This is a genomic window from Elizabethkingia miricola, assembly GCF_001675285.1.
Taxonomy (GTDB): domain Bacteria; phylum Bacteroidota; class Bacteroidia; order Flavobacteriales; family Weeksellaceae; genus Elizabethkingia; species Elizabethkingia miricola.
Window position 1 is genome coordinate 50,239 of record NZ_LSGQ01000001.1, and the last position, 22,114, is coordinate 72,352.

24 protein-coding genes are annotated in these 22,114 nt (G+C 36.2%); 13 read left to right on the plus strand and 11 right to left on the minus strand.

Annotated elements, in window-relative coordinates:
* Positions 1–114: 114 nt before the first annotated feature.
* The 3 genes from ATE49_RS00225 to ATE49_RS00235 all read left to right on the plus strand — a co-directional run bounded on the left by ATE49_RS00225 (position 115) and on the right by ATE49_RS00235 (position 2,538).
* The gene (locus tag ATE49_RS00225) at positions 115–888 is read left to right on the plus strand and encodes a HipA family kinase (protein ID WP_065080643.1); all 774 of its coding nucleotides are present in this window, start codon (positions 115–117) and stop codon (positions 886–888) included.
* Positions 875–1,258, plus strand: coding sequence for a DUF3037 domain-containing protein (locus ATE49_RS00230; RefSeq protein ID WP_035591304.1), 384 nt, complete (start codon positions 875–877; stop codon positions 1,256–1,258). Before ATE49_RS00225 ends, ATE49_RS00230 begins: the two co-directional genes overlap by 14 nt.
* 122 nt (positions 1,259–1,380) lie before the next feature.
* Complete coding sequence (locus tag ATE49_RS00235) at positions 1,381–2,538, plus strand: glycoside hydrolase family 27 protein (protein WP_065080644.1); 1,158 nt, start codon at positions 1,381–1,383, stop codon at positions 2,536–2,538.
* Between the two features lie 157 nt (positions 2,539–2,695).
* Here ATE49_RS00235 and ATE49_RS00240 read toward each other — a convergent pair whose 3' ends face one another.
* Together ATE49_RS00240 and ATE49_RS00245 are read right to left on the minus strand one after the other, a co-directional pair.
* The gene (locus ATE49_RS00240; protein ID WP_065080645.1) at positions 2,696–3,463 is read right to left on the minus strand and encodes a hypothetical protein; all 768 of its coding nucleotides are present in this window, start codon (positions 3,461–3,463) and stop codon (positions 2,696–2,698) included.
* On the minus strand, positions 3,460–3,948 hold the full coding sequence (locus ATE49_RS00245) for a MarR family winged helix-turn-helix transcriptional regulator (RefSeq protein WP_065080646.1): 489 nt from the start codon (positions 3,946–3,948) through the stop codon (positions 3,460–3,462). Before ATE49_RS00245 ends, ATE49_RS00240 begins: the two co-directional genes overlap by 4 nt.
* 233 nt (positions 3,949–4,181) lie before the next feature.
* On the opposite strand from ATE49_RS00245, the gene ATE49_RS00250 reads away from it, so the two are divergent.
* Together ATE49_RS00250 and ATE49_RS00255 are read left to right on the plus strand one after the other, a co-directional pair.
* Positions 4,182–5,522 carry a M28 family metallopeptidase gene (locus ATE49_RS00250; RefSeq protein WP_065080647.1) on the plus strand — a complete coding sequence of 447 codons (1,341 nt, stop codon included), beginning with the start codon at positions 4,182–4,184 and terminating at the stop codon, positions 5,520–5,522.
* A 37-nt stretch (positions 5,523–5,559) separates the two neighbouring features.
* Positions 5,560–6,285: a CPBP family intramembrane glutamic endopeptidase gene (locus ATE49_RS00255; RefSeq protein ID WP_233174360.1), complete on the plus strand. Its 726-nt coding sequence runs from the start codon at positions 5,560–5,562 to the stop codon at positions 6,283–6,285.
* Positions 6,286–6,353: 68 nt separating this feature from the next.
* Here the strand turns inward: ATE49_RS00255 and ATE49_RS00260 are convergent, their stop codons facing one another.
* The gene (locus tag ATE49_RS00260; protein ID WP_065080648.1) at positions 6,354–8,672 is read right to left on the minus strand and encodes an ATP-dependent helicase; all 2,319 of its coding nucleotides are present in this window, start codon (positions 8,670–8,672) and stop codon (positions 6,354–6,356) included.
* Between the two features lie 134 nt (positions 8,673–8,806).
* Between ATE49_RS00260 and ATE49_RS00265 the strand changes: the two genes are divergently transcribed.
* The 6 genes from ATE49_RS00265 (at position 8,807) to ATE49_RS00290 (ending at position 12,686) form a co-directional block, all read left to right on the plus strand.
* Positions 8,807–9,508 (plus strand): hypothetical protein, encoded by a 702-nt coding sequence (locus ATE49_RS00265; protein WP_065080649.1) that lies wholly within the window; start codon positions 8,807–8,809, stop codon positions 9,506–9,508.
* A gap of 26 nt (positions 9,509–9,534) precedes the next feature.
* Complete coding sequence (locus ATE49_RS00270) at positions 9,535–10,248, plus strand: DUF2071 domain-containing protein (protein WP_065080650.1); 714 nt, start codon at positions 9,535–9,537, stop codon at positions 10,246–10,248.
* A 17-nt stretch (positions 10,249–10,265) separates the two neighbouring features.
* Positions 10,266–10,832 carry a cysteine hydrolase family protein gene (locus tag ATE49_RS00275; RefSeq protein WP_065080651.1) on the plus strand — a complete coding sequence of 189 codons (567 nt, stop codon included), beginning with the start codon at positions 10,266–10,268 and terminating at the stop codon, positions 10,830–10,832.
* A gap of 5 nt (positions 10,833–10,837) precedes the next feature.
* A complete protein-coding gene (locus ATE49_RS00280; protein ID WP_059155400.1) occupies positions 10,838–11,413 on the plus strand; it encodes a Crp/Fnr family transcriptional regulator in 576 nt (191 codons plus the stop codon).
* Between the two features lie 116 nt (positions 11,414–11,529).
* Positions 11,530–12,189, plus strand: coding sequence for an NADPH-dependent F420 reductase (locus ATE49_RS00285; protein ID WP_065080987.1), 660 nt, complete (start codon positions 11,530–11,532; stop codon positions 12,187–12,189).
* Positions 12,190–12,203: 14 nt separating this feature from the next.
* Entirely contained in the window at positions 12,204–12,686 is a 483-nt protein-coding gene (locus tag ATE49_RS00290) for a YybH family protein (RefSeq protein ID WP_081278387.1), read from the plus strand.
* A gap of 50 nt (positions 12,687–12,736) precedes the next feature.
* Here the strand turns inward: ATE49_RS00290 and ATE49_RS00295 are convergent, their stop codons facing one another.
* The 8 genes from ATE49_RS00295 to ATE49_RS00330 all read right to left on the minus strand — a co-directional run bounded on the left by ATE49_RS00295 (position 12,737) and on the right by ATE49_RS00330 (position 19,695).
* Positions 12,737–13,831, minus strand: a complete 1,095-nt coding sequence (locus tag ATE49_RS00295) for a glycoside hydrolase family 18 protein (protein ID WP_065080652.1) — start codon at positions 13,829–13,831, stop codon at positions 12,737–12,739.
* A 343-nt stretch (positions 13,832–14,174) separates the two neighbouring features.
* Positions 14,175–14,651 carry a hypothetical protein gene (locus tag ATE49_RS00300; protein ID WP_065080653.1) on the minus strand — a complete coding sequence of 159 codons (477 nt, stop codon included), beginning with the start codon at positions 14,649–14,651 and terminating at the stop codon, positions 14,175–14,177.
* A gap of 43 nt (positions 14,652–14,694) precedes the next feature.
* Positions 14,695–15,756 carry an SMI1/KNR4 family protein gene (locus ATE49_RS00305; RefSeq protein ID WP_065080654.1) on the minus strand — a complete coding sequence of 354 codons (1,062 nt, stop codon included), beginning with the start codon at positions 15,754–15,756 and terminating at the stop codon, positions 14,695–14,697.
* A gap of 95 nt (positions 15,757–15,851) precedes the next feature.
* A complete protein-coding gene (gene rny / locus ATE49_RS00310) occupies positions 15,852–17,423 on the minus strand; it encodes a ribonuclease Y (protein WP_045180292.1) in 1,572 nt (523 codons plus the stop codon).
* A gap of 245 nt (positions 17,424–17,668) precedes the next feature.
* A complete protein-coding gene (locus ATE49_RS00315; RefSeq protein ID WP_009085149.1) occupies positions 17,669–17,962 on the minus strand; it encodes a cell division protein ZapA in 294 nt (97 codons plus the stop codon).
* On the minus strand, positions 17,962–18,264 hold the full coding sequence (locus ATE49_RS00320) for a hypothetical protein (RefSeq protein ID WP_034869133.1): 303 nt from the start codon (positions 18,262–18,264) through the stop codon (positions 17,962–17,964). The genes ATE49_RS00315 and ATE49_RS00320 overlap by 1 nt, the downstream gene beginning before the upstream one ends.
* A 125-nt stretch (positions 18,265–18,389) precedes the next feature.
* Positions 18,390–19,115, minus strand: coding sequence for a bifunctional demethylmenaquinone methyltransferase/2-methoxy-6-polyprenyl-1,4-benzoquinol methylase UbiE (ubiE, locus tag ATE49_RS00325; protein WP_034869134.1), 726 nt, complete (start codon positions 19,113–19,115; stop codon positions 18,390–18,392).
* Positions 19,116–19,125: 10 nt separating this feature from the next.
* Positions 19,126–19,695, minus strand: a complete 570-nt coding sequence (locus ATE49_RS00330; protein ID WP_045180294.1) for a hypothetical protein — start codon at positions 19,693–19,695, stop codon at positions 19,126–19,128.
* Between the two features lie 113 nt (positions 19,696–19,808).
* Here ATE49_RS00330 and ATE49_RS00335 point away from each other — a divergent pair, with 113 nt between their 5' ends.
* Complete coding sequence (locus tag ATE49_RS00335; protein ID WP_009085157.1) at positions 19,809–20,873, plus strand: 3-oxoacyl-ACP synthase III family protein; 1,065 nt, start codon at positions 19,809–19,811, stop codon at positions 20,871–20,873.
* Entirely contained in the window at positions 20,870–22,078 is a 1,209-nt protein-coding gene (locus tag ATE49_RS00340) for a metallophosphoesterase (protein WP_059344113.1), read from the plus strand. Before ATE49_RS00335 ends, ATE49_RS00340 begins: the two co-directional genes overlap by 4 nt.
* Positions 22,079–22,114 lie beyond the last annotated feature (36 nt).

A 22,114-nucleotide genomic window follows, 5' to 3' on the forward strand; every position in this document is an offset into this window, starting at 1 on the left:
AAGCGATTGATATCGCAATATTTTTTATTATCTGCCACATGATTCATTACTCATTACTCGTTACCCAAAACTCTAATCTGGCAACTGTAAACTAAAAAGAACTATTTTTGTATCATGTTAGACATAAGGACTGTTACCGTAATGCGCTATATTCTGCCGTTACGGGAAGGCGGCTCTCTTCCCGCACTGGCAGAGGCCGACGATGATTTTAAATATGTATTGAAATTCCGTGGTGCCGGCCATGGAGTAAAAATGCTGATTTCCGAATTATTGGGAGGAAAAATAACAGAGGTACTGGGATTAAAGATTCCAGAGCTTGTATTTGTAAACCTGGATGCTGATTTCGGCAGAAGTGAAGGAGATGAAGAAATTCAGGATCTTCTAAAAGCTAGTGAAGGTCTTAATCTTGGCTTGCATTTTCTTTCAGGTGCTATTGCTTATGACTCTACTATAAAAATAGATCCGCTTCTGGCTTCCAAAATCGTTTGGCTGGATGCATTTATCACCAATATAGACCGTACGTTTAAAAATACAAACCTATTGATGTGGCATAAGGAACTATGGATAATAGACAATGGTGCTTCTTTTTATTTCCACCACTCCTGGCAGAATTTTGATACTGCAGCCAAAACACCTTTTAAATATGTAAAAGATCACGTTTTACTTCCACAGGCATCTATGCTGGATGAGGCTAATCAGTTTGCTAAGGAAAAACTGAACGATGCTATTTTCAGGGAAATTGTAAATCTTATCCCTGAAGACTGGTTACACTGGAATGATGCGGACGAAACTCCGGAAGAAATAAGAGAAGTTTATTGCCAGTTCCTGAAAACCCGATTAGAAAATTCTGAAATCTTTGTAAACGAAGCCAAAAATGCAAGAGGATAAAATATACGAATACGCAGTAATACGCTTGGTGCCAAAGGTTGAGAGAGAGGAATTTTTCAACATTGGACTGGTCATGTTCTCCAAGAAAGAAAAATACATTCGTGTGGAGTTTCATCTCTGCCCGGACAAATTTTCTTTAATGCACAGTAAACTGGATTATGAAGACATTACCCAGAATCTGATCAGTTTTCAGAACATCGCTAAAGGAGACAAAAACGGAGGTCCTATTGCCTTACTGGAAATCCCAGAACGTTTCCGCTGGCTTACAGCTGTAAGAAGTGCTGTAGTTCAGACCTCGCGTCCACATCCCGGAAAAAGTAAAGATCTGGACAAAACTTTTGATAAACTCTTTGAAGAACTGGTGAAGTAAAAAATTCACTTTTTTATATTTATAATCCTTGTCGTAATTTAAAATCCGACAAGGATTTTTTATTTAGCATCCGTCATTAATGTTTCTTATAAAAAATCTATTTTTACTAAAAACTAATTATCATGAATACACAAATCAGAAAAACAGTCTGTGCTTTAGCCTTAGTCACAGGAACGATGCTGTTTTCCCAAAAAGCCAAACCTCCTATTATGGGATGGAGCAGCTGGAATAATTTCCGTATAAACATTAATGAGCAACTGATTAAAGAACAGGCTGATGCTTTAGTTTCTTCAGGATTATATGCGGCAGGATACCGGTATATTAATGTAGACGATGGCTATTTCGGAGGCAGAAATGAAAAAGGAAACCTGATTACTGACAATAAAAAATTTCCATCCGGTATGAAGAATCTTGCTGCGTATATTCATAGTAAAGGATTGAAAGCCGGAATTTACTCAGATGCCGGAAAAAACACATGTGGTTCCATCTGGGATAATGATAAACAAGGTTTTGGTGTAGGATTATACGGCCATTTGGATCAGGATGCTGACTTATTTTTCAAAGATTGGAAATATGATTTTTTAAAAGTAGACTGGTGCGGTGGTGAGCAAATGAAATTGAATGAACAAGAAGAATACACCAAGATCATTAATAAAGTAAAGTCTATTGATCCTAATATTGTTTTCAATGTTTGCCGTTGGCAGTTCCCGGGAGAATGGGCTATTAAAATTGCCGATTCTTGGAGAGTTTCAGGAGATATTAGTGCAAAATTCTCCTCCATTCTGCATATTATAGACCTTAATAAAAATCTCTATTCTTATGCCTCTGCAGGGCATTACAATGATATGGATATGCTTCAGGTAGGACGAGGGATGAGCCATGATGAAGACAAAACTCATTTTTCGATGTGGGCTTTATTGAATTCGCCATTGCTTGCAGGAAATGATCTTCGGTCGATGTCCAAAGCTACTATCGAAATCCTTACCAATAAAGAAATTATTGCACTGAATCAGGACACAGCTTTCAAACAGGCTCAAAACATTATCTCTGATGGTAATATAGAAGTTTGGCAGAAGATGTTGAATAAAGGACAAAAAGCAATAGCAATTATGAATCGTGGTGATCAGGAAATTAGTTATACTCTAGCGGCTTCCAAACTGGGATTAAATCAAAATACAAAAATCAGAGATCTATGGCTTCACAAAGATCTGGGAAAATACGGTGAACAGCAAACTTTTAAAATACCTCAACATGGTATCATTGTTCTGAAAACTGATTAGTATAATTAAAACAGGGACTGTCTTAAAAACCAAAAGTATTAAACTTTGTCATACTGAGCCTGCCGAAGGATATTTGACTATTAAATCTTTGATAATGAAAATGTTTCGACTGAGCTCAACATGACATCTTTTAAGACAGCCTCTTATTTAAAAATATTTACTCATAAACCACATAATTTACCTTATCTACTCCGGTATTACCGGTCTTTTCATGGTAAGCATATAATGTTAGTTCATAATTTCCGGGTGAGTTAATCATATCTTCTCCTTCGAAAAGGTTTGTTGACACCCATGACATTTTAATATCCTTCACATACTTCCCATCTTTCTTTAGGATTCCTTTTACTTCAATCTCTTCAGAATCCCACACACCGCCTTTATCAATAACACATCCACACATCATTACAATATTGGTCTGAAACTGAAAAGGTTTATCTTTTATTGTTTTCAGCGATATATACTGGTGAGTTCTGGGTTTAAGTATATCGATAATATATCCCGGAATTTCCAGTATAATTCCGTCACCTAAAATATCTTTTCCGGGAATTACCCATAATTCGGTGCTTACTTTTGCCTGAGCCTGTTTATTGTTAAATGGAGAAATGACTTCTACCGTTACAAAAGTAGGCTCGTTAATATCGATATTCGCGGTAAATCCTGCAGTCTGGGTATCGGTAATAGAGGTTTCTCTTATTTTGGCATTTTTCATAATTAAATCTGTATTTCCCGTCCCGCCTGTAGTCTTTCCTTCAGCAAGTATTTTCTGGCTTGTCTTATCCCTTACAATAATATAAGCCCCTCCAAGCGAACTTCCGATAAATTTCGCATCCCTGGCTTTTGCCCTTATCATGATTTTGGTTGGTGTGGCAGAAACCAGCATTATATTAGCACATAATATTGTGGCTAAAAAAATAAATGTTCTCATGTGTTTATTGATTTTTGATATTCTTGCTTAAATCTGTTATAAAATGAGTTTGCTTTTAGCTCCGCATCTATATCATCCAGATAAGAGAAAATATTCAGGTCATCTGAAAGAAGTTTTAAGATGGCGCTTTCACAACTTTGCCAGATTAGTTCTAATTCTGGTAATATTTCAGTTGCTTTGGGTGATAAAGACACCAATTGTTTCCGTTTATCATCCTTATCTTTCTGGATATTTAAATAGTCCTTTTCCGACATTTTTTTTACAATAACAACTACCGATGGATGCGTGTAGCCCAGAGATTCTGCAATGTCAGCAATTGAGATTTCTCCTTTATTCCGCAGTAACATAAAAATAAGGTACCAGTTAGGCTCTATATCTATATCAATTTCTTTGTATAGCTTCCTTACATCATGTGACATCCGATCACTAATTCTCTTAAGCCTGCTGTCGAATGCCTTATATCCCAATGTTTTAATAAAATCCATTCTCTGTATTATTTGTAACAAATATAATAAAAATATAAAGTTAACTATATAGTTGGCTTTATATTTTGTTAGAAATGCAAATTTTTATCCTTAGGACTTTTAATGATTTCCTTTAACATCCAAGCAGAACATATAGTTTATATGTGAAAATTTATTTTTCTTTGTAAAGTTTCTTTACGAAGTATATATCCTGTACTTCTACCCGATACTACTCAATTTGTTAATATTTGATCATGAAAAAACTAATAGTCTCCATTCTTCTTGTTCCGGCTGTATTTTCTGCCCAACAGGTTGTTTCTAAAGATGCCGAAATTGCCAATTATGTCTCACAGGTAAGTACAGATTCTTTAAAGTCTCATATCAACAAACTGGTAGGCTTCGGAACCCGCCATACCATGAGTTCTGTAACAGATCCTAAAAGAGGAATCGGTGCTGCCCGAACCTGGGTTCTGAGAAAGTTTAAAGATTATGCCAAAAATACAGATGGCAGAATGGAAGCATTCCTACAAAATCAGATAATACAACCAGACGGTAAAAGGATTGATAAACCAACAGATTTAGGAAATCCGGTTGCTATTCTTCGCGGAACAGATCCCAATGACAAGCGGATTTTTATGATTAGCGGGCACCTGGATTCACGCGTAAGCGATGTTATGAATTCAAAAGACAATGCTCCGGGAGCCAATGATGATGGCAGCGGTACAGCAGCTGTAATAGAAAGTGCCAGAATTCTGAGTAAATCAAAGTTTCCGGCAACTATAATATTTGTCGCTTTTTCGGGAGAAGAACAAGGTTTATTGGGATCTAAAATGATGGCCGAAAAGGTTAAAAATGAGAACTGGCAACTGGAAGCTCTTCTGAATAATGATATGATTTCTAATAATCTGACCAGCGAAACCAATCTGATTAATGCACATCAGTTGAGAGTTTTTTCTGAGGGCTTACCTCAATACGAATTGGATAAAAAAACTCAGAAAATCAGAAGCCTTGGTTTGGAGAATGACGGCGATGCCCGACAATTGGCAAGATATATCAAAGAAACGGGTGAACGCTATGTAGATAATCTACAGGTGAAACTTATATACAGAAATGACAGATTTCTAAGAGGGGGTGATCATTCTCCCTTTGTAGAAAGAGGCTATTCCGCTGTAAGACTTACTGAATACAATGAAAATTTCGACCATCAGCATCAGGATATCCGCAAGGAAAACGGAAAACAATACGGAGATTTACCTGAGTTTATCGATTTCGATTACTTCAAAAAGAATGTAGGAGTAAATGTTTCTGTATTGGCCAATCTGGCAAAATCACCCTCAAAACCTGAAAATGTAAAAATGGAAGTAAAAGAACTCACCAATTATACTTCTCTTTCCTGGGAGAAACCTAAATCGGGTGAAGTAACCGGATATTATGTTTTAATGCGTGAGACGGATTCTCCGGTATGGCAAAAGAAATTTTTCACAAAAGAAACATTTATAAAATTGCCATATTCTAAAGATAATTGTTTCTTTGCCGTTCAGGCAGTAAACAGCACTGGTAACGAAAGTCTGATCGTTATTCCTGGTGTAAAATAATATAACAACTCCTATAATAACATTACTAAATATAAGAATGAAATTTATCCATGAAGTTAAAAAAGTAAACTGGTTAAGAATTTTGCTTTTTTATGTCTTAATTCTCTCTGTTACCTATTTTTCCAGAAAGCTTCCTAATCTCTTAACACTATTATTAAGTCAGTTTTCAGATCTGCATTTTACATGGAATTACAATCACGGAATTGCAGTGACAATCATCTCCTTTTTATTTTACAGATTCGGTGGTATAAAACAAGAAATTACATTTCTGGGCACCAATAAAATAAAAGCACTTCTATTTCCTGTTATACTATTTATCGGATACTCGGTACACGGCATGAATAATGACAATGGAATAAATAAGCACCTTTGGGCTTTTATCTTCTGTGCCTTCATGCTGGTCTATAATATCATGGAAGAATATACATGGCGAGGTTACCTAACAGAAAGTCTTGGAAATATTAATCTGGTTATAAAGGGAATTATTTCCGGAGTTTTCTGGGCAATCTGGCATTTATTAATCTTTAGTGATTTTAAACAATATGGAGGCTTCGGAGTGTTTCTGGCATTTTGTGTTGTTTTCTCAGTAATACTTACATTTTCAGTATCAAAAAGTAAAGCTATACTTATTCCGGCAACTATACATACATTATTGGTGAGTACTAATGTCGTAACACTAATATGTTTTGCTCTTTTTGCTCTTATTTTATTTACATGGAATAAGTCTTTTGCAAAAGAAGAACAACTAAGTAAAGCGGAATAATAAATATTATTATAGACAAAAATAGCCTGTCAAGATCTTGACAGGCTATTTTTTATTTCTAAATTCCTTTAGGAAATTTTCGTCAGTTTTGCGAATTTCAGAATCAGGTTCTTCTCACCTTCATGCTGGAACAATACTTTTGCTTTTATATTCTGCGGATCCGTTCCATCGAGGAAGACAACTTCTCCCACTCCAAAACGGTCATGTCGTACCATATCTCCTACTTCAATATGATCTGTGGTTCCACCGGACGGATTGTTAATTTTGGCAGAAGCAACTGGCTTAAGGTTTTTAGGCGTTAAAGCCGGAGTTGGCGCCAGCTTCTTAGGTGCATCCTTTTTCACCAGACGTGGTGGTGGTGCATCATCAAAAAGACTAGAGGTAAGACCTGAAGAATTTCTGAATCGGGTATCAGTTGCCGGATTAAGGAAGTCCAGATACATTGTATCTACTTCACTTAAGAAACGGCTTGGCTCGGAATCTGTAATTTTACCCCACTGAAAACGGGAAACTGCATACGAGAATATAGCCTGTTTTTCAGCTCTTGTAAGTGCTACATAAAACAAACGTCTCTCTTCTTCCAGCTCCTCCCGGGTATTAGCACTCATAAACGATGGGAAAAGATTCTCTTCCAGACCTACAATATGCACTACAGGGAATTCCAGACCTTTTGACAAGTGAATAGTCATTAAAGATACTTTATTGTTGTCATCGTCTTTATCCTGAGTATCTGTAGAGAGTGCAATATTTTCAAGGAAATTAGAAAGGCCGGGATCACCATCTTCTAATTGTTGCTGCTCTTCAATAAATCCTTGTAAGGAGTTCATTAGTTCCTGAATGTTCTCCATACGGGAAACACCTTCCGGAGTTTGATCATCCTTTAGCAGCTTTAGTAGTCCACTCTTCTGTGCAACATCCATAGCCACCTGGTAAACAGTTTCTGTCTTCATCATCACCTGAAAGGCTTTGATCATATTCCAGAATTCTGAAAGCTTGTTGAGTGTACCCGCATTAAACCCTGTCTGTGGCCCATACATCTGAAGATTATTCAGCAATTCAGCCATCGAAATATTCAGTTGATCGGCAGTAACAATTAGTTTATTCTGCGTTGTTTCACCGATACCCCTTGTTGGATAGTTGATAATACGAAGCAAAGCTTCCTGATCGTTTTCATTAACCAGAAGTCTTAAATAAGCAATTAAATCCTTGATTTCTTTTCTCTGATAGAATGAAAGTCCACCATATACTTTATACGGAATATTCTTTCTTCTCAGTGCATCTTCAAATGCACGGGTCTGAGAGTTGGTTCTGTATAGAATTGCAAAATCACTGTATTTACGTTGATTTCGCATACTGTTTTCCAAAATCTGTGATGCAACGAAGTTGGCTTCATCAGCATCGGAAAGGCTTCGGTAAACCTGTATCTTATCTCCCGGTTCGTTTTCACTGAAAACATTTTTCTTAAACTGCTGCTGGTTTTTAGCAATAACATCGTTTGCAGCATTTACTATATTCTGGGTAGAGCGATAATTCTGTTCCAGAGAAACAGTAACCGCATCCGGATAATCTTTTTTAAAGTTCAGGATGTTGTAAATATTCGCCCCACGAAATGCATAGATTGACTGTGCATCGTCTCCTACCACACACAAATTTTCGAATTTAGAAGCCAATGCTTTTACAATAAGATACTGGGAATGGTTGGTATCCTGGTACTCATCTACCAAAATGTAACGGAATCTGTCCTGGTATTTTGCCAGGACTTCCGGGAATCTGGTTAGAAGCTCGTTGGTACGTAACAACAAGTCATCAAAATCCATCGCTCCCGATTTGTAGCAGGTTTCAACATATTTACGGTATATCTCACCCAACAACTTCATATTAGCCATTTCATCAGCTTCCATCAGCTCCGGTTTGTTGAAATAGGCATTTACTGTAATCAGATTGTTTTTATACTGAGAAATTCGGTTCAGTACTTTTTTTGGTTTATACAGATCTGAATCGATAGACATTTCTTTCAGCACTTTTTTTATAACATTCAGTGCATCCTGACTGTCATAAATTGTAAAATTAGATGGAAATCCAAGGTAATGTGCTTCCATACGGAGTATTCTGGCAAATATGGAGTGAAATGTTCCCATCCATATACTTTTAGCATCGCTATCTCCCACTACCCTTGCAATACGCTCTTTCATCTCTCGTGCTGCTTTATTGGTAAAGGTTAGTGCCAGAATATTGAAAGGATCTACACCATTTTGTATAAGATGAGCAATACGCATGGTAAGTACTCTGGTTTTTCCGGAACCCGCTCCCGCTAATACCATCAATGGTCCCTGGATAGTTGTTACCGCTTCGTATTGTGATTCATTAAGTCCTTTCAGATAATCCATTCCGTGTCTACAATTTTTAGGAATACAAATTTAAGGAAAAGTTTTGGCAGTTGGAATTCAACAAATTTAATTCGTAAGTATCTCTATACTATATCTATACTGAAAAAATATATAAATTTGTAAAAACAGCAGATATGGAAATTAACAGAGACCTTATCCGTGAAGCCATGAAAGAAGGCTACTCTTTCTACCAGATGAATGGTAAACTGGTAATCCGCCGGGCAGGCGGTTTTAAAAAAGGTGATCTTAAAAATGATCCCAAATACAGTAAAGTTACCCAGAATGCATCGGAATTCGGAAGATGTTCCCGCATGGGAAAACTTTTGCGGACAGCTCTGGAAAATGAACTGAAAAATATACAGGACAAAAACATTCACCGCCGTGTTGCCAAGTTATTACATGACATTATGAAACATGATCCGGAATCTCAGCCAGGAAAAAAGACTACTGAGAAAGGTTTATTGAATAATGAAGGGCTAGCCTTAATGAAAGGATTTCAATGGAATGAGCACGACGCATCAGCCATCTCTTTTGATCCGGAAAAACATAGTCTGGAATTTGTTGTCTTTCCAAAAAATGCTGTACAATTCAGTGCTGAATGGAAAAATATTGATACCGATATGGAACAGAGTACTTTTCAGGTTACTGAGCAGATGCTAAAAATACAACCACTGGATCAGAAGAAAAAATACAGTTTTAAAAAGCGACAGGAGCATCCACAAAATCTAATGCAGTTTCTCGTTATACATTTCTTTGATAAAACCGGTACCGAAATCCCGCAAAGCTGTCACATTGAATATATTGAAGCAAAAAGTTTTATGCAAAGTTTATTCTAACTCCATAAATTTTAATTTTATTCTGAATGAAAATACCAACTATTCACGGCATTATAGAAAGAAGAATTCTCGCAAATTATACTGCTGATCCTGAGTATGTACAAAAAATACTACCAAAACCTTTCAGACCTAAACTATATGATGGGAAAGCTATAGTCGGAATCTGCTTAATAAGATTAAGAAATATAAAACCTAAAGGTTTTCCTAATATTATTGGGGTAAATTCCGAGAATGGAGCTCACCGAATTGCTGTAGAATGGGATGAGAATAATGTAACTAAAGAAGGAGTTTATATTCCACGCAGAGACACTTCACTTAGGCTAAACTCTCTTATAGGAGGGAAACTATTTCCTGGAAAGCATTACCTCGCCAAATTTAATGTTGATGAAAATGATAACCATTATCATTTAGACTTTGTAAGTTCAGATGATACAACAATTGAAATAGATGCAAAGTTATCGGACAAACTGAACAAAGATTCTATTTTTAAAACTCTTAATAATGTATCTGACTTTTTTGAAAAAGGTTCTGTAGGCTACTCTCCTAACGCTAATAATTTTGACGGCTTAAAATTAGAAACTTATAAATGGGAAGTTAAACCTCTGGAGGTTATAAATATCAAGTCAAGCTTTTTTGAGAACAAAAACATCTTTCCGGAAGGAACAATACAATTTGACAATGCGCTTCTCATGGAAAATATAGAACACGAATGGAAATCACTACCAACGATTAGTCATTAATCATTTAAAATTACCACATGAAATTACGTGAAAAGAGACCTGCTCTTATTTTAATAGATATCCAGAAAGGTTTTATGGATGAAGACTATTGGGGCGGTAACAGAAATAACAAAAACGCTGAAGAAATAAGTGGTACAATTTTAAATAAATGGAGAGAACTGAGCTTGCCTATATTTCATATTCAGCACAGTTCCACTAATTCAAGTTCAAAATTACATGAGTCAAATCCCGGGTTTGAGTTCAATGAATATGTTCTACCTATAGATAATGAACCTGTTATTACAAAAGAAGTAAACAGTGCTTTTATAGGAACTGATTTGAAAGAGAGACTAGACAGGGAAGGAATAAATACTCTTGTCATTACGGGCATAACGACCAATCACTGCGTATCGACCACTACAAGAATGGCAGGAAATTATGGCTATGAAACTTATGTAATTTCTGATGCCACAACTGCCTTTGACAGAACAGGAATCAATGGTGAAAAGTATGATTCGGAAATAATACATTTAACAGCACTTGCTAATCTGAATGATGAGTTTGCAACAGTATGGAGCTCTGAGAAATTACTAAATGAATTATAGGCTATATGAAAAGCATTATCCAGCATTTTGGAAAATATTTACCGTTGAATGAAAAAGAATCAGAGGCACTAACGAGTCGTCTGGTTGAGAAAAGAATAAAACGCAGACAGTTTATTCTGCAGGAAGGAGATACCTGTAAATATTTCACGTACGTTGTAGAAGGCTGTTTCAAAATGTACGGAGTAGATCATTCCGGAACGGAATACAATCTGACTTTTGCAGCAGAAGATGACTGGGTTGCTGATATTGACAGCCTGCATAATGAAAAGCCCTCCAGGCTTTTTATCGAAGCAATGGAACCTTCAGTAATCTTACAAATTTCTAAAGGAGATTTATGGTATTTATATACAAATTTCCCAAAGTTCGACCGTAATTTCCGCGTTATTATTGAGAATAAATATATTGAGCTTCAAAACAGATTACTTCTCACTTTCAGTGCAACGGCATACGAACGTTATGAGAATTTTCTAAAACAATATCCTCATCTTTCCAACAGAGTACCCAATACTCAAATTGCTTCTTATTTAGGAATTACTCCTGAATTTCTAAGTAAAATAAGAAATGAAAGAGTACGAAAATAAGGCTGCCCTTAATCTAGATTAAGACTATTTCTTAATTTAGATTATAGACATTCACCGTTCATTCATCATAGCTTTGTATTGTCAGTTTCGACATACAATTTTTAAATATGAACACAATGAACACTACAACAAAAGTAGCCATTATCGGCTTAGGTAACATCGGAAAAGCTATTTCTTCTGATCTAACAAAAGGTAATTATCCTGTAATTCTGGCATCCAGAGAACTTAGCCAGGCACAAGAGCTTTCATCTCATCTGGGAGCTTCAACAACTCCAATGGAAATAGCAGAAGCTATTAAAGAAGCTGATGTTATTATTCCTACAATCTATTATGATAAAATTAAAGAGTTTCTGAAAACCTATGCTCAGGAGCTTCAGGGAAAAATTATTATTGATGTTTCTAATCCTATTGCTCCTGATGAGAATGGTGGATTCAAAAAGATTATCAGTGAAAACGAATCTGCCGGAAAAAATCTTTCGGCGCTATTACCCCCCAATACAATTCTGATAAAAGCATTTGGCACACTAGCAGCTGCAACATTAACAAATGCGGCATTCAATACACCTGAAAGAAAAGTTCTCTTTTATGCTTCTGACAATATTAAGTCTAATAAAGTTGTAGAAGAACTTATTACAGCAAGTGGATTTGTTCCATTCCATATCGGAGGAATTGATCAGTCCATTCGCATTGAGGTATTTGGAGATCTTCACGAATTTGGAGCGCTTGGAAAAACCGTTACATTGGATGAAGCCAGACAAATAGTAATCAATTCATAATCAATACATCCAATATGAGAATCTTAGTAATAGCAATTCTGTTATTATCAGCTCAGTCATGTCAGAATAAAACAGAAATGCAGAGCACCAATCAAAATCAAATCAAAATGGAAAACTCAGCAGAAAAAGCATCAATTGAGAACGTTTTATATACTTATGGAGATGCTTTAAATACAGCCGATGTAAGTAAGGTATTACATGTATATACACAGGACGGAGTATTTATGCCTACTACCCTTCCTACCGCTACAGGAACGGAGCAATTGAAAGAATCATACAGCAATATTTTTAAAACCATACGGTTAAATGTAAAGTTTAATATTGAAGAGGTTCTTGTAAATGGAGATATAGCATTTGCCAGAACATCTTCAAAGGGAAATGTCATTATAAATGCAACCGATCAATCCATGCCTGAAGAAAACAGAGAGTTTTTCTTATTAAAAAAGGAAAATGGAAAATGGAAAATATTCAGATATATGTTTAATAAATCTGAATAGGTCATACGATTAATAAAAAAGCCCTCAACTAAAAAGTAAGGGCTTTTTTATTAAAATTCAATAGCGTCTAATAATCCATCTTTTGGTGCATCACTGGCTAGTTCCCAGAACATAATACCACCCAGACGTTGCTTTTTGATATAATCAGTTTTTATCTTAATCGATTTCTTGTTATCACCGGTAGCAAAAAGCTTTTTCTCTGCATTGAACCAATAAGGCACCGATGCTGTCGAATCCCAATAAGCCACAAAGCCATCGGATTCCATAGTATCTTTATTATTTTTATAATCTTTTCCACTTACAAACTTAGCCGCTTTAAACAAGCCATTATCACTGGTATCTTCTACCTGAAAATAGCGGGTATAGAAAGGCACACCAACAACAACTTTACTTAAAGGAAATTTATATTTTCTGAAAAAATCTACAGCTCTGTCTATAGACTCGTCCTGAGATCTGTTAGAATATAATGCAGACTGATGCCCTGTTTCAGTAGAATAACCATGCACAAGATCGTAGCTCATAAGATTCACGAAATCCAAGTATGGATTAACTTTCTGCCATTCAATAGATTTCTCAAAGAAATCACCAAATCCTCCGGCTGCAAATGTAATCAGTTTAGTCTTGCCCAATTCTTTACGTAACTGTATAACAAGATCCGTAAAGTTTGGCTTATCCTGATCCTGGTATAAATGCTCTGGCGGTCCTTTTATTGCAGGATATTCCCAGTCTAAATCGATTCCGTCCAGTTTAAAGTGATCGATAAATGCCTTTGTTGACTTTGCGAATTCTATTCTTTTGTTCTTATCCGAGAATGTTGCAGAACAGGTAAAACATCCTGTCCACCCTCCTAAAGCGATCATTGTTTTTAGTTTGGGATGCTTTTTCTTTAATTCGGCAAAGGTTTTTAGCATCACAGTGTCTTTTTTCTTGTTGATACTAATCTTTCCTTCATTATCCAAATGGGCAAATCCGTAAATAAGGTGGGTAACTTTCTTAAGGTCATACTGCATTAAAGAAGTACTATCCGAAGAAATATAAGCCACTACCTTATATTGTTTTTGCTGCCCAAAAGCTATATTCAAACTGAATGTAAGAAACAGGAAAAAGGCTATTTTCCTAAAAGAAATTGTAAAGTTGTTATTCATAATTTTAGTTTTCCAGACTAAAGATAATGAATTTAAACAAAACGGGATAAAATCAAAAAAATCACAGCCTTATCAAAGTTTAAAACCTGGCATAGCTTTTTAGAGCCTGTTTAAATTTTGATCAAAAAAAATATTAGACTTCGACAGGCTCAGCCTGACACTCCTAAAAGGAAGCTATTTTGGACAGGCAATATCACTCTGAGCCTGTCGAAGAGTATTAACAATAAAATTTAAACAGGCTCTTATATCAGATCCATACTTCTTTTGATCTTTTTGTAGCTACATTAGCAGGGGTAGATTATTTTCACAATAATTTTCCGATGATCAATCTACTCTGCAGCACTTATAATTCCCATATAGAAACGGCAACTGTATACTCCGCTAAATTACTGTTGCTATCTACTGTATAACGACCTGTTTTTGGATCCGTTCCGGACTTCATCTTACCCGACATTTTCACATCAAGTTCATATAGAGATCCGTTCTCACCTTCTTGTTTTCTTATGACACCGCTGCCTCCATGTTCGGTCTCATAATGCCCCATAAAAGGAACTAGTTTCGGCATTTTGTATTTTTCTCGCAAAAGTTTTTCAATCCTTGCATGATCTTTACCCGCTACGCTATAGTAGGCAGTTGTCATAAGCTGAGAAAGTTCCTTAGGTTCCTCGCATCTTTCAAATTTAAGACCCTTTATAGGTTCTGCATAAGCTTTTAGTAGATCACACTCAAACGGAGCTTTTGTTAAATCCTTTTGCTGGCCGCTAAAAGCCAAAGGAAGCAATAAGCCCAGTAACATTAAATAATAGCTCTTGTATTTCATCTTTATTTGGATTTTATACCGATTATATATTTATATCTGAAAATTAAAACTTACCATTTTCCTGAATAAATCCGAACCTGTTATTACCTTCGTTTTTAATAATCTCTATTTCCTGTGTTATCACCTCTTCAAGTGAAGAAGCTACTACATTTCTTGTCCAGCCTTCATTCTGTAACTCGATAATCTGTCCGAAATTTCCTTTCTCACTTGGATCTGTATCAATTAGCAGGTAATCACCATTTCGTCCCTCCGCAAAAGGAATCCATTTTGGATTTGCATAGTTAACAGCTTTTACTTTATCAGAATATCCTTCCCTCATTTCCGCACCCAATACTTCATCGTCGTTTAAGTCCTGTATCTCTTCCCATTCATCTATAATCTTTTCGAACGGCAACAAGTCATAGCTCCAACCATTTACACTAAAGCTAAAAGCTGAAGTTACAGCATTCCATCTTACATTATGTACTTTATAGAAATTCAACAGAACCCCGGGTAACGGTACCTCCAATTGTACTTCTGTTTCATGCATTTGCCCGGCGGTAATACCGTGAGTGAGATTATAATAAGCATTGTCTTCATCTACATATTCTTTGATGACAGCAATCCATTTACTCCATAGTACAGCCAAATCTTCGAATCCTGCATCCAGTGGCAGTGATTCCAAAGTCTTTGCCTCTCCTTTTGTATAGGCTTCTATAGATACTGTATTAAATACTCCGTCTTCTATGTCCAGCCATAAACTATGGTTATTAAAAACAAATGCTCCGTTTGGATCATCATCCCACAATTTTATACGCTTATCTTTATTATTGATATAATATTCTTTTATATCTGTCCCATTGAGTAAGAGTTCTCCTATAAAAACCTTTTCAGGGGAATGCTCATAATCTTCTGCCTCGAAGACTACATCAACAGTCTCGGCCAAATTCCCTTCCTTAGAATACGCTTTTAGCCCCAATTCCGACCAGGTATAAACAGTATTATACTCTCCGGCAAAAACGCGGGCTTCGCCCAGGATATTTTCCAGTTCATTTATAGGCAGCGGAAGAGCGATGGAATTTCCGTTAATATCAAAACTATCAGCTGTGAAACAAATTCTGGTCATATATACTCTTTTTAGCGAATATAATCATTTAAACACAAAAAAGCACCGCAACAGCGGTGCTTTATATTTATTATTTAACTGAATAGCTCAGTCTGTTATCTTGCGATATTTACAGCTCTTGTTTCACGGATTACCGTTACTTTTACCTGTCCAGGATATGTTAACTCATTCTGAATTTTCTCGGAGATATCATAGGAAAGCTGTGCTGCTACGTCGTCGTTCACTTTACCACTCTCTACCATTACACGAAGTTCTCTACCAGCCTGAATTGCAAATGCACTGGATACCCCGTCGAAGCTTAATGCTGCAGCTTCAAGGTCTTTAAGTCTCTGCATGTAAGATTCCAGTACCTGTCTTCTTGCACCAGGTCTTGCACCTGAGATAGCATCGGCAACCTGAATAATCGGAGATAATAAAGAAGTCATCTCGATTTCATCGTGGTGAGCCCCAATTGCATTAATAACCTCCGGATTTTCACCGAACTTCTCTGCCCACTGCATTCCTAAAAGTGCGTGTGGAAGCTCAGATTCCTGTTCAGGAACTTTACCTATATCGTGTAATAAACCTGCTCTCTTAGCCAGTTTTACATTTAATCCTAACTCTGCAGCCATTGTAGCAGCAATATTTGCTACTTCTCTGGAGTGTTGTAATAAGTTTTGTCCATATGAAGAACGGTACTTCATTCTACCTACAATCTTAACCAATTCCGGGTGAAGACCGTGGATTCCTAAATCTAAGATTGTTCTCTTACCTACTTCAATAATCTCCTCTTCGATCTGTTTCGTTGTTTTATTTACAACTTCTTCAATTCTTGCCGGGTGAATACGTCCGTCGGTTACTAAGCGGTGTAAAGATAATCTTGCAATTTCTCTTCTTACCGGATCAAAACATGAAAGCAAAATAGCTTCCGGAGTATCGTCTACAATAATCTCTACCCCTGTAGCAGCTTCCAAAGCTCTGATGTTACGCCCTTCACGGCCGATAATTCTACCTTTAATTTCATCGGATTCGATGTTGAATACAGACACAGAGTTCTCAATTGCCTGCTCTGTACCGATTCTCTGAATAGTCTGAATAACAATTTTACGAGCTTCGTTTTTCGCATTCAGTTTTGCTTCATCCATTACATTGGTAACAAAAGCCTGTGCTTTGGATTTAGCCTCTCCTTTCATTGCTTCTACCAATTCAGCCTTAGCTTCATCAGCAGAATATCCTGAAATCTTTTGTAATAGTTCAACTTTCTGAGCAGTGGCAGTAGCCAGTTCCTGCTGGCGGATCTCCATTTGCTCAATTTTCTTTTCAAGATCCTGATTCTGACGGGTAAGATCTTTCTCTAATTTCCCGACTTTAGAAAGCTCATCATTAAGCTTATTTTCTTTGTCCTTTGTTCTTTTTTCAGCCTCCTGCATTTTCTTTTCACGCTGCTGAATATTGCTGTCATGCTCGGCTTTTAGTTCAAGAAACTTTTCTTTAGCTTGTACATTTTTTTCCTTCTTTATACTTTCTGCTTGTACATTTGCCTTTTCTACAAGGTTTTCTGCACTTTTTTTGGCGTCTTCAATAATAAATCGGGCTTTGGAGTTTAGCGAACTTTTCGATAGTAAAAAGCCAACCAGTGCTCCTATAACGAGGCATAAAATGCCGACAATGATGATAGTGGTTGTCATATATATAGTTTAATTTTCTTTTTTTATTTCCTTTTTTGTTTCTGTTTTTACACCATAAAAAAAGCCCACATCAGCTCTATTGATTAGAGTAAACTCCGAATCTACACGATTTGAGCTGATTTTTACTGTCTGTAATCCGGATAAATCCGGCACGCCATTCAGTAAACATTCGCTCGGCAAATTGTTTGCGTTGAGTTTACCTGCTTGTGTTAGAACTAATGTAGGCAGTCGTTAAAAGACGAATATTATAATTCCTCTAATTCGTTTTGCAATAAATTATTCAAATGAATTAACTTTTCATTTGAAATGCTTATATTCTTTTCGTCGTTAAGTTTATTAATCTCTGCATTGGTACCCAGTCTCAAGGCACACATTGCTAAAGCATCCTGTTTATCATTAACGGCGAAATTCGCTTCAAATTCCTTTATCATATCCTCTATCTGTTTCCCTACCTTACGCAGTGTTTCTTCCTCAGCTGCGGGAACGTTCAACGGATAGTTTCTTCCGGCTATATTGATGGTTATTCTTCTAAAATCCATTATATGCCCGTGTTTTGAAGTTGTGCTATACAAGAATCTATCTCTTTTACCAACCTGTTGATGTGGTTTTTCATCAATCGGTTATGTTCCGGATTACCTGATATAGCAGACATTAATTTTATTCTTCTCTGTTCTTCCTGTAATTCTTCATTTTTGCTGCTTTCATCTTCATATTTCGTCCTCAGCTTTTCATATTTATCCGAAAGCTCTGCATATTTTTCTGAAAGATTCTTATAATTAGCTGTTAACCTAAGAATCTTTTTCTCCAGTGATACAAAATTGCTTTCTAAATCCTTCAGCATTTTCGAAGTTTATAATTCTAACCTAAAAGCAAAAGTAACAAATTAATTTAACATTTGTTAATGTTTGCTCCAATTTTATTTTATCAGCCTATCGCCCCAATAGACAAAGCTGATCTGTTTATTTTTTACTTTGTTGCTTTATAAATAGTTGCGATTCCGAAAGTCAGTTTTTTATATTCAACTTTAGAAAATCCTAAATTCAGCAATATATTTTTCATCTTCTCACCATAAGGGAATGCATTTACAGAATCCGGCAGATAAGTATATGCGCGGCTGTCTTTAGAAATCAGCTTTCCGATATTTGGCAGAATATTTTTGAAATAAAACATGTAAAACGGCCCTAAGAAACCTTCAACTTTGGAAAATTCCAAAATAAATACGTTTCCGTTTGTTTTTACAACTCTTTTCATTTCAGCAAGCCCTTTTTCAAGATTTTCGAAGTTTCTTACGCCAAATGCAGCTGTAATCGCATCGAACTCATTATCCTTGAAGGGCATATGCTCTGCATCTCCTTTTATCATCTGGATTTTGTCCTGAAGGCCTGCTTTTTTCACTTTCTCCACCCCAACATTCAGCATTTGCTGAGACAGGTCATATCCAACAACATCAGCACCTGTTCCTTTTTGTATGGTCAATGCCAGATCTCCTGTACCTGTTGCTACATCCAGAATCCTGTTTGGGCTGTCAATTTTAAGCCACTTTACCAGCTTGTTTCTCCATGTAACATCTATTTTCATGGACAAAACGTGGTTAAGCAAATCATATTTAGGGGCAATGTTATCAAACATTTCCTCTACCTGATTTTTCTTACTTTGTTCTGAATTATATGGGGTTATTGTATTATGTTCCAAAATATTGTTTTTATTCGTTATAATAATCTTTGTAGTAGTTTAAGAAGTCCTGCTTTCTGAATATTTTTGTTCTGGATTCTACCTTCTGAATATTCTTAATCACTTTATCATATTCTTCATTGATGTTGTAGTAGAAATCTTCAGTATACAGTTTGTTTATCTTCTTAGCATCGGTAAAAAGAGTTTCTCCGTCTACAACAATATTATGTTTTGCCCGAAGCGAATCTTTATTCAGATTGTATCCGTAGTACTGTCTGTTTACATAATAATCCTTGTGAGCAATATTCAGTAAACCACGCAGCTTGTTTACAGTAAAAGCAGAATCATAAAGCATTTTTTTATTCTTATCAAATACTTTTATGTTATTCTGACCTTTATTAAGGTCTACTGTCACATACTGTCCGGAAGCAATAATATTCTCTTCCCCGTTATTCACTTTAAAGTAAAAAGTATCAGGAGTGGGATTGTCTACCAGGTAATGGTTTTCTTTTTTTAAATAGATATAGTAAACAGCAAAAGCCACGACCGCAGCCAACACTGAAAAAATAAGGCCTTTCGCCGATGCACCAAGCTTCTTCATACGTCAAAAATAAGCTCTGCAAAGTTAATAATAATTTTGTTTTCACTATTATATATATTTAATTCTTACCTTTGCCAACTATTAATAATTTACTTTTTATATATTAAAAACTGATGCTTAAAAGTGTAATCACCGGTTCCGGTCACTACCTTCCTGAAAGAGTAATTGACGGATCATACTTTAATGACGCTGTTTTCTATGATGAAAATGGTAATAAGATTGAAAAATCTAATGAGGAGATTGTAAAAAAGTTTGTTGAGATTACGGAGATTGAAAGACGCCGTTATGTTACAGATGACCTTTTAAACAGTGATATTGGTGCTAAAGCAGCCCAACAAGCTATTGAAGAAGCAGGAATAGATCCGGAAACTATAGATTATGTTATTGCGGCAAGTAACTTTGGTGAAGTTACACAGAACGGACTGGCTAACTTTATGCCTTCAGTTTCTGCAAGAATAAAAAGTAAACTGGGGATTAAAAACCGCAAATGTGTTAATTACGATATGATCTTTGGCTGCCCGGGATGGGTAGAAGGAATGATCCTTGCCAACGATCTTATTCAGGCTAAAAGAGCAAAAACTATTCTGGTTGTAGGTACAGAAACCTTAAGCCGTGTAGTAGATATATATGACAGAGACAGATTAATCTTTGCTGATGGAGCGGGAGCTGTTATTCTGCAGGCTAAAGAAAATACTGAAGAAGGATTTATCACTTCCAGTACGATTTGTGATAACGATGCAGAGCTGGATTACCTTAGCAATGGTTGTTCTCTGAATCCGGAAGTAGGACCAGAAAGACTATTCATCCGTATGCGTGGTCGTAAAATTTACGAATATGCATTGAAAAATGTTCCGGATGCTATAAAAGACACTATCAGTCAGGCTGGATTAGACATCGATGATATCGACAAAATCCTTATCCACCAGGCGAATGCTAAAATGGATCACGCTATTATCCACAGACTATTCAAACTTTACGGTAAAGAATACAGAGAAGAGATTGCTCCGATGACTATTCAGGAATTTGGTAACTCTTCAGTAGCGACTGTGCCTACGATGTATGATCTGATTAAAAAAGACAAAATGCAGGGGCATTCTTTCAAGAAGGGTGGTTATGTTGCCATGGCTTCAGTAGGTGCCGGCATGAACATCAATTGCCTCATCTATAAAAACGAATGATTCAAAAAATCTTCCCTTATGTTTTCGGAATAATCCTGATATTAGAATTATATGTATATCAGGCCATAAAAAACATAACTAAGAATAAAAAAATAAGATTAACATATTGGGTAATAACAGTACTGCTATACGGTATTATTATTACTCTTATGCTTACTTTCGAAAAGGGATCCAGAGACCAGACCAAAGTACATTGGCTTGCCGCTCTGTTTACCATGTTTCTGGTACCGAAAGTATTAATTGCTGTTATTCTGCTTCTAGGTGATATTTTTCGTGTTGCAGAATACACTTTACAGCGTTTTACAAAACCTGCAAAAACTTTCCCTGAAAGACGAAAATTCTTAAGCCTGACAGCATTAGGATTGGGAGCAGCACTCTCCTATTCTTTCTTCGACGGAATGGTATGGGGTAAGTACAGATATTTTGTAAGAAACATTAAGGTAAAAATCCCTAACCTACCTAAAAGCTTTAAAGGTTATAAAGTCCTTCAAATCTCCGATGTACACAGCGGAAGCTTTTCCGATCCTGCTAAATTGCAGCATGCAATAGATATGATTAATGAGCAAAATGCTGATCTTATCTTGTTTACAGGAGATATGGTAAATGCTTATGCCGAAGAGTTTGTTCCTTTTGTAAAACTTTTCTCCACTATAAGATCTAAGGACGGAAAACTGGCAGTTCTTGGCAATCATGATTATGGTGGTTATGGAACTTGGAAAAGTCAGGCAGAACACGATCAAAACATTCCAAAACTTATAGAACTTGAAAAACAGGCTGGTTTCGATATGCTTCGTAACGAGTTTAGAATTATTGAGAAAAACGGAGAAAAACTTTATATCGTAGGTGTTGAAAACTGGGGTCTTCCTCCATTCCCACAATATGGAGATCTGGACAAAGCAACACAGGGAATACCTGCAGATGCAGCCAAGATTCTAATGTCTCACGATCCTACTCACTTTGACGAGATTGTAAAAAAACACCCGTCTAATATTCATTTGACTTTATCCGGACATACGCACGGTATGCAGTTTGGATTAGACTTAAAGAACATTAAATGGTCTCCGGTACAATATAAATATCCTAAATGGGCAGATTTATATGAATCGATGGGTAAATACCTTTATGTTAACCGTGGATTTGGTGTTATTGGATATCCGGGAAGAGTCGGCGTAAAACCAGAAATCACAGTATTTGAATTAAGCTAATATGCTTTACTAATATACAGTCACACTATTTTTATA